The sequence below is a fragment of the Subdoligranulum sp. APC924/74 genome (assembly GCF_003324125.1).
Taxonomy (GTDB): domain Bacteria; phylum Bacillota; class Clostridia; order Oscillospirales; family Ruminococcaceae; genus Gemmiger; species Gemmiger qucibialis.
Window position 1 is genome coordinate 1 of the sequence record NZ_PSQF01000093.1, and the last position, 10323, is coordinate 10323.

At 56.3% G+C, this 10323-nt stretch carries 10 protein-coding genes; 5 read left to right on the plus strand and 5 right to left on the minus strand.

Annotated elements, in window-relative coordinates; translation table 11 throughout:
- Positions 1-15: 15 nt before the first annotated feature.
- Positions 16-495, plus strand: a complete 480-nt coding sequence (gene tnpA / locus C4885_RS13760) for an IS200/IS605 family transposase (protein ID WP_114000893.1) — start codon at positions 16-18, stop codon at positions 493-495.
- A gap of 170 nt (positions 496-665) precedes the next feature.
- On the opposite strand, the gene C4885_RS13765 is transcribed toward tnpA, so the two are convergent.
- The gene (locus C4885_RS13765; RefSeq protein ID WP_242979605.1) at positions 666-1496 is read right to left on the minus strand and encodes an AraC family transcriptional regulator; all 831 of its coding nucleotides are present in this window, start codon (positions 1494-1496) and stop codon (positions 666-668) included.
- 214 nt (positions 1497-1710) lie between these two features.
- Here C4885_RS13765 and C4885_RS13770 point away from each other — a divergent pair, with 214 nt between their 5' ends.
- From C4885_RS13770 to bilR, 3 genes are read left to right on the plus strand one after another with little or no spacing between them, the layout of a single operon-like run.
- A complete protein-coding gene (locus tag C4885_RS13770) occupies positions 1711-3099 on the plus strand; it encodes an MFS transporter (protein WP_114000887.1) in 1389 nt (462 codons plus the stop codon).
- A 3-nt stretch (positions 3100-3102) separates the two neighbouring features.
- Positions 3103-3858: a S9 family peptidase gene (locus C4885_RS13775; protein ID WP_097793439.1), complete on the plus strand. Its 756-nt coding sequence runs from the start codon at positions 3103-3105 to the stop codon at positions 3856-3858.
- 30 nt (positions 3859-3888) lie between these two features.
- A complete protein-coding gene (bilR, locus tag C4885_RS13780; protein WP_114000888.1) occupies positions 3889-5814 on the plus strand; it encodes a bilirubin reductase, long form in 1926 nt (641 codons plus the stop codon).
- 606 nt (positions 5815-6420) lie between these two features.
- On the opposite strand, the gene C4885_RS13785 is transcribed toward bilR, so the two are convergent.
- Entirely contained in the window at positions 6421-7380 is a 960-nt protein-coding gene (locus C4885_RS13785) for a calcium/sodium antiporter (protein ID WP_114000889.1), read from the minus strand.
- A 242-nt stretch (positions 7381-7622) separates the two neighbouring features.
- Positions 7623-8432 (minus strand): putative ABC transporter permease, encoded by an 810-nt coding sequence (locus tag C4885_RS13790; protein WP_371681678.1) that lies wholly within the window; start codon positions 8430-8432, stop codon positions 7623-7625.
- A gap of 349 nt (positions 8433-8781) precedes the next feature.
- On the opposite strand from C4885_RS13790, the gene C4885_RS17125 reads away from it, so the two are divergent.
- Positions 8782-8889: a hypothetical protein gene (locus C4885_RS17125; protein ID WP_242979606.1), complete on the plus strand. Its 108-nt coding sequence runs from the start codon at positions 8782-8784 to the stop codon at positions 8887-8889.
- Positions 8890-9099: 210 nt separating this feature from the next.
- Here C4885_RS17125 and C4885_RS13800 read toward each other — a convergent pair whose 3' ends face one another.
- Positions 9100-9735 carry a GyrI-like domain-containing protein gene (locus tag C4885_RS13800; protein WP_114000891.1) on the minus strand — a complete coding sequence of 212 codons (636 nt, stop codon included), beginning with the start codon at positions 9733-9735 and terminating at the stop codon, positions 9100-9102.
- 3 nt (positions 9736-9738) lie between these two features.
- The gene (locus C4885_RS13805; protein ID WP_114000892.1) at positions 9739-10068 is read right to left on the minus strand and encodes a TfoX/Sxy family protein; all 330 of its coding nucleotides are present in this window, start codon (positions 10066-10068) and stop codon (positions 9739-9741) included.
- Positions 10069-10323 lie beyond the last annotated feature (255 nt).

The window sequence follows — 10323 nt, forward strand, 5'->3', positions numbered from 1 at the left end:
AGGTTTATCTTTGAAATGAAAAATAACAAAGACGTAGATAGTTTAAGCCATACGACATGGAGATGTCAATACCATGTGGTGTTTGCACCGAAATATCGGAGAATGGTGATTTATGGTCAAATCAAAAAAGATATTGGTCAGATACTTCGCAAACTATGCGAGCAGAAGGATATTGAAATAATTGAAGCAGAAGCCTGCCCGGACCATATCCATATGCTGATAAGTTTTTCGCCGAAGTACAGCATTTCTTACGTTATGGGATATCTCAAGGGAAAGAGCAGCCTCATGATTTTCGACAGACACGCGAATTTAAAGTACAAGTATGGAAATCGGCATTTCTGGGCCAGAGGATATTTTGTGGATACTGTTGGAAAAAACAAGCAGAGAATCCAGGAGTATATCAAGAGACAGCTGGAACAAGACCAAATTGCAGACCAGTTAAGCCTTAAGGAATTCACGGACCCGTTTACGGGTAGCAAGGGAACCAAGGCGTAAATAAAAGGCCCCTTGAGGGGCCAGCCACGAGACAGGAATGCAGTTGGCAGACCCATTCGTGGCCCCTTAAGGGGCTTTGCTAGTATTATGCCCTTCTAGGGCTTACTCAAGCCACCGGCTCAGCCGGTGGTTTTGACTCACAGGCGCAGACGGCGCTGCTTTTGCCGGATTCATCCCCGGGCGTCCTGCCGGGTGGTGTGGAAGTACTCCTTGGGGGTCATGCCGTACTCCTTTTTAAAGGCGCGGAAAAAGTGGTTGTAACCGCCAAAGCCGCTGGTCTTGTACACCTCGGTGATGGGCAGCCCCTGCTCGATGAGGGTACAGCAGCGGTCTAACCGCGCCTTTACGATATAGCGGTGCACCGTCTGCCCGGTCTGGCGTTTGAATTCCCGGGCAATATGTTCCCGGGAGACGAAAAACTCCTTTTCCAGCCGCTCCAGCGTCAGTTCCTCGGTAAGGTGCGCCTGAATAAACAAAAACACCTCGTCCAGCATCAGGTAGTGGCGGCTGACCGATGCGGTGTGGAACTCCGCATGGATGCAGGCACGCAGCGCCAGCACCACAAACATTTGCAAAATACCGTGCTCGAACACCGCTGCACCGAACTGGGTGCGCTCCTGCGGGAGCATCAGCAGCTTCCGGGCAAGGTTTTTCAGCAGCATATAGATCTGGCTGTCCGGGCGCACAGCCACCTGCCGGGAGGGCACCACGTTGAAGCTTTTTTCAAGGTCGGTATCTGCGTCCGAAAGCTGCGCCGGCGTCTGGGGGGACAGCTGTACCCGAATAAGTTCCAGCGGGCCGTAAGCACCGGCGTATTCCAGTCTGCCGCCCTGATCGGGCTTGAAGATGATGAGATTCTGCTGCTGTGCGGGCAGCACCACCTCGCTGCACCGGAACACACCGCTGCCCCGCATGACCAGAAACAAATCATAATACGCGCCGGAATAAAATTCCCGGACGGCGCTCTGCTCAAAAAGATAACACTTGGCTGTATAATTCACCAAAAAGTTCTCCATAAAACTGTCATATGTAACAAATTGTTGTACACAATAGAAAAATACAACTGTTATAATTGCATAATACATCAATTTGCGATAGTTTTCAATCATTTTTTGGATATGTATTGATGAAAAATCAACGTATAATGTAAACGTAGAAAAGAGACTTGTGCGAAAAGTCTCGTGGTTTCACTGTTTTTAAGGAGGATAAAACACAATGGACCAGAAAAAGACCATCCGCCCCTTCTCCATGAAGGACAAGATCGGCTATACGCTGGGCGATCTGGGCTGCTGCTTCACCGAGCAGTACCGCGCCATGTATCTGTCGATCTTCTACACCCTGATCCTGCAGGTCAACCCCTTCCACGTGGGTATCCTGCTGCTGATCACCAAGATCTGGGACGCCGTGAATGACCCCATCATCGGTGCCATCGTGGACTCTCGCAAAGCCACCAAGGGCGGCAAGTTCATCCCGTGGATCCGCGCCTTCTCCTTCCCCATGGCAGTGCTGTGCATACTTGGCTTTGTCAATGTAGGCAATATCAACTACGGCCTGCGTCTGGCCTACATGTTCGTCACCTACGTTCTGTACGAGGCGCTGTACACCTGCGTCAACGTGCCCTTCGGTACTCTGTCCAGCGTGATGACCGATGATGTCAGCCAGCGCACCGCACTGTCCCGCTACCGCAGCCTTGGCGGCACCATCTTCATGACCGTTATGGTCATGGTCGGCCCCCTGTTCCTGTATGTGGACAACCAGCCCGTGGCTGGCCGCTTCCTGATGCTGGCCTGCATCTGCGCTATGCTGGGTCTGCTGTGCCTGCAGATCACCTGCGTATGGTGCAAGGAGCGCGTGGAAGTGCCCGAGCGTCCGCAGGGCGAAAAGCTGAACTACCTGCATGTGCTCAAGGAGATCTCTCACAATAAGGCTCTGCTGGGCGTTATGTTCTTCAGCCTGACCGGCATGATCGGTGCTTCCGTGGTCAACGGTCTGAACACCTACCTGTATAAGGACTTCTTCGGCAACGTTAAAATTCAGGCTGTCTCCGGTATGCTGAGCGTGCTGTACGCTGTGCTGTCCTTTGCCATCACCCAGCCTCTGGCCAACAAGTTCGGCAAGAAGGAGTGGTGCTGCATGGGCGCTGGCTTTGCCGCCATCGTGTTCGGCATCCTGTTCTTCTTCCCCGTCCACAACCCTGTGGCCTTCATCGTCATCAACGGTATCTGCTATCTGGGCGCTTCCGGCATGCAGGTGCTGATCTGGGCTATGGTCAACGACGCCATCGACTACCACGAGCTGCAGACCGGCGAGCGCAACGAGGGCATCGTTTACTCCACCTATTCCTTCTTCCGCAAGCTTGCAAGCGCCATTTCCGGCAGCCTGTCCAGCTTTGTGCTGGGTGCCATCGGCTACAACGTTACCGCAGGCGCTGTGCAGACCGCAGGCGTTGTGAACGCCATCTGGAAGAGCTACACCGGCATCTACTTCCTGGGCTACGGCATTGCAGTTGCCATCCTGTTCTTCGTCTACCCCCTGACCAAGCAGAAGACTGCTGAGATGCTGACCGAGCTGAAGGCTCGCCGCGCCGCAAAGGAGAGCAAGTAAACCATGAAGATCTTACAGGTTCAATTTAAAAACCGCAATGGCCACACCCTGCGCGGCATCGTGACCCTGCCCGACACCGAGGGCAAGGTACCCTTTGTGGTGCATCTGCACGGCTTTGCCGGCAGCTGCAGCGGCTACAAGTCCATGTACACCCATCTGTCCCGCGCTCTGGCAGCGCAGGGCATCGGCAGCGCCCGGTTCGATTTCTACGGCAACGGCGAGAGCGACGGCGAGTTCGAGGATATGAGCTTTGACGGCTTGCACACCGATGCACAGGATATTTTTGCATGGGCCGCTGAACAGCCCTATGTGGACAGCGAAAAGCTGTTCCTCTCCGGCCAGAGCATGGGCGGCTACATTGCCGCCTCCTGCGCACCGGTCATCCAGCCCCACGGCCTGATTTTGCTGTGCCCGGGCGCCGGGATGTGGTTCGGCTGCGCCCAGCGCGCCGACGGCATTATGCAGACCGGCAAGGACTACGCCGACATGGAGGGTCTGTGCTACAAGATGGCCTTTAACTACGAGATGGCAAAGCACCCCGACCCCTTTACCGAGGCCAAGGGCTACAACGGCCCGGTGCTGCTGCTGCGCGCCGACGATGACCGTCTGGTGGACGAGGGCACCTGCAACCGTTACGCACAGGTGTACACCGCACCCGATGTGGACACCATTGCAGGCGGCGGCCACAACTTTGCCACACTGGCAGCCCGTGCCGCCGTGGAGGAAAAGACCGCAGCATTCATCAAAGCAAATCTGTAAAGCAAAGTGTATCTGCAAGGAGGCTTTCGTATGCAAAACGTGATTCTGCAGCCCATCGAGGTGGGCGGACAGACCTTTAAAAACCGCATCATGTTCCCCCCGCTGACCACCGGCTACGAGAAAAACGGCATGATCAGCGAGCAGGACATGGGCTTCTACACCCGTCTGGCAAAGGGCGGTGTGGGTTACATCGTTCTGGGCGATGTGGCACCCATCAACAGCTTTTCTCCCACCCCCAAGCTGTTTGACGACAGCCAGATTCCTGCCTTCAAGGCACTGGCCGACAGCGTACACGCCTACGGCACCAAGCTGGGCGTCCAGCTCTTCCACCCGGAGTACGATGTAGACGTCATCAACGGTCTGTTTATGCAGAAAAAGTTTGATGAGATGCGTCAGCGCCTGCATCACGACATGATGTTCTTCACCGATGAGGTCAGCGAGGAAATGCTGATGGCCATCATCGATAAGATGTGCGCCTGCGCAGTGCGTGCACAGAAGGCCGGTGTGGACGTCATCCAGATCCACGGCGACCGCCTGAACGGCTGCCTGTGCTCCACCCGCATGAACCACCGCACCGATAAGTTCGGCGGCAGTCTGGAGAACCGCGTCCGCTTTGCCCGCATGCTGACCCGCGCCATCCGCAAGGCTGTGCCGGATATGGTCATCGACTACAAGCTGTCCATCGTCACCCCGCAGCGCGGCAAGGGCGGCATTGACGAAGCCGACGCCGTGCAGTTTGCCCAGTGGCTGGTAGAGGACGGCGTGGATATGCTCCACGTTGCGCAGGCCAACCACACCGGCAACATGGCCGACACCATTCCTCCCATGGGCGTACAGCCCTACGGCTTCTTCGTCAAAATCGCCGGGGACATCAAAAAGGCCGTCAATGTGCCGGTCAGCGCCGTGGGTCGTATCGTGGATGCCGAAATGGCTGAGCGTGTCATCGAGAGCGGCATGGCCGACATGGTTGCCGTGGGTCGCCCGCTGCTGGCAGACCCCGACTGGGGCACCAAGATCGCTGCCGGGAAGGCCTGCGATATCCGCCGCTGCATCAGTTGCAACAAGGGCTGCACCGATGCCATCCAGAACCGTCAGTTCCTCTCCTGCGTGCTGAACGCGGAGAACGGCTACGAGAACACCCGCAGCATCCAGCCCGCAGCGCAGAAAAAGAAGATCGCCGTCCTCGGCGGCGGCCCTGCCGGTCTGGAAGCCGCCCGTGTGGCAGCGCTGCGCGGCCATGACGTGACCCTGTTTGAAAAGACCACCACTCTGGGCGGCCAGCTGAACATTGCCTGCGTACCTCCCCGCAAAGAGGAGATGCGCCGCGCCGCACAGGACCTGATCCACGCGGTCTGCAACGCCGGTGTGCACCTGTGCATGGGTCAGACCCGCACCGCAGAGCAGCTGAAGGATGCCGGTTTCGAGGCCGTCATCAACGCTGTGGGCGCACACAGCGCCGCACCCCGCATCCCCGGCATCGACAGCGTGAACGTGGCCGATGCATGGAAGGTTCTGGCCGGTGAGCAGCAGGTGTACGGCACGGTTGCCGTCATCGGCGGCGGCATGGTGGGCTGCGAGACCGCAGAGTATCTGGCTGCCCGCGGCTGCAAGGTATCCGTTATCGAGATGATGGACAAGATCGCCGCAGGCGAGAGCACCACCATTCTGCCCACCCTGCTGGAAAACTATAAGACCTACGGCGTGGAGCAGTACCCCAGCCACAAGGTCAAGGAGTTCCGCATGGACGCCGTCGTCTGCGAGAACAAGGACGGCGCAGAGGTGACCATCCCCTGCGATTACATCGTGCTGGCTATGGGCGCACGCTCCAACGAATTTGACGCTGCTGCGCTGGAAGCTGCCAGCATCCCGGTGTATTCCATTGGCGATGCCGCCGGCAAGGCTGCGGATATCTCCAACGCCATCCGCACCGGCTACGATACCGCCTGCCAGCTGTAAAACAAAAATATCGTTCTATTTGTGGGTCAGAAACGCCTGTGGGCGCTTCTGGCCCACTTTTTTACCCTCTCAGGCGCTCCCGCGCCAGCTCCCCCCAAGGGAGAGCGGACACGCCCGGAAACTTTACGGGTTAGCCGGGAACTGTACCGCCCCGCTTAAGCCTTCCCCCACCGGGGGAAGGTGGCGCGTAGCGTCGGATGAGGGGCAGCACCAGCTCCCCCGAAGGGGTAGCCAAGGATTAAAGCCCATTGCTAAAGTATTAGGCATCATGAGTAGACTTTCGGCAGTGCTCTTGGCTCTCCCTTTGAGGAAAGACTTCCACCCGCTCCGGGGGAAGATGTCGCGGAGCGCATTCAAAATCATCCCACATAAAAAGGCTGCTGCACAAAACCCTGTGCAGCAGCCTTAAGGCAACACCGCACAATTCCCGCCTTACGGCTTAAGCACCGCTCCGGCGGCTGCGGCACGGCATCTGCGTTGCCAAAATGCTCGATAAGACATCCAGTATTATCTGCGCTTTTGGCTTAGCATCTGCCGCACCTCGCTCGCCGTATCGGTACTTAGAATTATGCGGTATTGCCTTAAATATTTTACGTTTACAACAGATCAGATGCTGAACTGCACGGCGCAGAAGGCGGCATAGATGCACAGCAGTGCAATGCCCTGCGGGCGGCTCAGCTTGCCCTTGATCAGAGCGGGCAGGGTGAGCAGCAGCATCACGGCAAACATGACCGGGATATCCATCACCAGCGAGGCGTTCATGCCTGCGATGGTGGAGTTCTGCGGGATGCTGAAGGGTGCCAGCGTGACAGACACGCCGCTGACCAGCACTAGATTGAACACGTTTGCACCGATGACGTTGCCCAGCGACAGCGCGCCGTGACCCTTGGCCAGCGAGGTGATGGCGGTGACCAGCTCCGGCAGCGAGGTGCCCAGTGCCACAAAGGTCAGCGCAATGACCGACTCCGGCACGCCCAGCGCCTGTGCGATGAGGGTGCCGTTGTCCACCAGCAGGTCAGCGCCCACAGCAATGAGCACTGCACCGATGGCCAGCAGCCCCAACTCCTTGGCAAAGGAGCCTTCCTTAGCCTGCTCTTCCTCTTCCGGGGCGGGGGTATTTTTCATAGCCAGCACGTTGCACACGATGTAAGCCACGAACATGGCCAGCAGGATCAGGCCCACCGGGCGAGTGAAGGAGCCGGTGGTGTAGGCCACACCGGCATAGAAAGCGGCAGCCACAAAGAAGAAGGCCACCGGGGTGCGCAGGCTCTTGGGGTCAACCTTGCCCGGGCGCACCGCAATGGTGATGGCGGCGATCAGTGCAGCGTTGCAGATGACCGAGCCGATGGCGTTGCCGTAGGCGATCTCGCCGTGACCGGTGAGGGCAGAGGTGGTGGACACCATGACCTCCGGCAGGGTGGTACCGATGGACACCACCGTGGCACCGATGAGCAGCTCCGGCACATGGAAGCGGCGGGCGATGCCGGTGGCACCGTCCACAAACCAGTCGCCGCCCTTGATCAGGCACAGCAGACCCACGATAAATAACAGAACAGGGATCAGCATAATATCTCTCCTTTTTTAATAATAGCGGCAGAGGCACAAAAAAAGACCTTTATCACATCCAGCCCAAAACGGGAAAATGTGATAAAAGTCTCAAGCATCCGGTACTGCATCGGGCATTTCTGCCGGGGGTGTCGCTGCAGCACAGCGCACCCGTTTTTCAACTAAAGTACGCCCCTTACTCCCTTTTATCCAGAGAATATTATACCTGTTTTCCAGCAAAAGCACAAGGGAAAATATGGGATTTATTCTGCCTTGGTCACTTTTTTGGCGTTGGGGTAAATATGCTCCATGCGGGCGTTGTCGAAATGCTCATCAAGGAACACTTCCAGCTGGCCGTTGGGCGCATCGCCGCTGGTGCGGGCATCGTACCGCGCCAGTGCCAGCGCGCTGGTAAGCATATTCACCGCCATGAATACCTCCAGCGCTGCTGTCATCCACGGACGGATATGGCTGCGCACCTTTTTCATCAGCTTCAGCACCAGCGGGTAGCCGTAGCGCATCCACATCGCCGCCGCAATGCCCCAGAAAAAGCAATACAGCAGGTTGATGCGCCCGCCCAGATTGAACTTGAACTTGCTGTAATCCCAGAACACGGTACCGAACAGCAGCTCTGTAACAGCGCTGCACACATATTCATATACGCCGCCCAGCACTGTGCCAAAGGCAAAAAGATAGCGCTCGCTTTTATCCTGATTCTGCCGCAGCAGCACGGCAGCCATGGCCAGCGCCAGCCCCCACACCACGCTGAAAGGCCCCCATACCAGACTGGAACGGCTCATCCACACCCCGGCGGTCAGGCGGCAGAACACGGTCTCCACCATGTCGCCCAGAAACGCCCCGATGACAAACAGCCACAGCAGGTCTGCCGCGCTGAGGAAGTCGGCTTTCCCCTTCTGCACTGCCATGGGCTGCCGCCGGGCGGCCTCCGGGTAGGCGCGCTGGATGCGCTTTTCCACATACACGGCAATGCGGCGGCGCAAGGTATCGGATCGCGCCTCCAGTTTCTGGTTCAGCTGTTCCAGCACCGGGTGCTGCGCCGCGTACCGCCCCACCAGAACCGCCGAGCCCAGCTGGTCCAGCGCCGCGATGCCGTATGCTTTAGCCGCCGTTGTTTTTGGAATCCCGAAAGTTCAGAGCTGCCATCAGGCATCCAAACGCACCCGCCCAGAGAAGGCCGGTATAGCACAAAGTCTTTTTCTTTGCGACCAACTTTCCTTGGCAAAACTATACGGTTCTTGAATCGTTGCGGTTCGTCTAAATCTGCAAACAAAACGAAAGACCGCGCCGTAAACGGAACACAGCTTACGCAAGCAGGGCATTCGTCTATACAAATCCCTTCCCCAGAGGGCTATCCTTCTGGAATACGCCAAGAAGAACCACTTCCCGAACCCGGTATTCTTTGTGGATGATGGCTGCTCCGGCACGAACTGCGACCGTCCCGACTTCCAGCGTATGCTGACCGAGATCGAAGCGGAATATAGGAACAATTATTGTGAAAAATCATTGTGAGATCGCAGGACTAAATCAGAAAGACCTTGAAAGCCAAGGCATTCTGGCTTAGTCCCTTCTTTTTTTGACCGAAAGCAAAGGACTTTCGCAAGAATCAAACAAGCCGGAGTGCCGTTTTTTTCACGGTAACTGTAAAAGACTGCCCTCCCCCTGTATTGATCAGGTGGTACGGCAGTCTTTATTTTGATTTTGTTCTCTTTCCGGTGATCTTTACTCCACCTTGCAGACTGGTTCCCGGATAACGGTCTTGCATTTTTCCGGGGCAGTGCGGCGGGGATCGCTGAGGTAAATTTCGTGGTGCAGGCGAGCGGAGGTGCAGTCAATTTTATAGTGCCGCTCCGCCGCAAACTGCTCCATTGCGTTGAGCGTTGCGGGCTCGGTATCATAGTTGCCAAGGTGCATGCACTGCACGCACAGGCCCTCATCATAAGTAAAGTACTCCACTTTGCTGAGATCCAGCTCTTTCTTGGCGGCAGCTTCGGCCACGGCCCAATCGAACTCCTGTTTGGTTACAAACTCCGGCAGGCGAATCATGGCGATCCAAGAGAATGTTTCCTTATGGGCGTAATCGACCCGGCTTTGCCCCTCCTGCCACCAAAGGCCCTCCAGCGGCGGCACCACATATTCAAAATAGCCGGGGATCTGGTGGGTACCTTTGTAGCTCATTTTTATGGTAAAGGCAACCGCATACAGCATACCAATGGCCGCCTGATATTCTCCATCCTGCGCGTTGGGGTCACCATGGCCGCGCACCGCCACATAGTTCATGGGCGGCACTTCCAACAGCTGTGGCTTTTGGGGCGGGAGATAAAATTCCTTATACTCCTTTTTATAGTCAAACGGCATCGGTCAGGTCGCTCCCTTCTTCTTTTTGGGCTTTGGCATGGGTAGTTCGCGGCAGGTGGCCTGCACAAATGCAATCATGTGTTCCCGGTCATCCACATCCTCGTACAGAAAATAATCTTTTGCACCATCATACGGCGGGGCTTTGGGCAGCTGCGGAGCAAGGGCTGTCCCCTCTTTGGTAATTTTGATGAACAGCTGGTCATCACACACCAGGGCAAACATTTTGCCGTCCAGATACACGCCATAATCGCCAAACATTTTGTGGTAGGTCACCTGCCCGGCCGGGGCAAGCTGGTCCGCAATATACTGAACAAATTCGGGATTGGAGGCCATAAAAGGTCCTCTCTTTTCATCATCATTTTATAATATTATATCATATTCCCTTACTTTTTACAACCCTTTTTCTTATATAACAACCAGTTGTTGTATGCCGCCGATGCTATAGCCGCATTTTTTACAACTCAGCGCTTTACAGTGGTGCTTGGTTCGGTGTATCATAAAAGAATATTAAGGCAACACCGCACAATTCCCGCCTGACGGCTTAAGCACCGCTCCGGCGGCTGCGGCACGGCATCTGCGTTGCCAAAA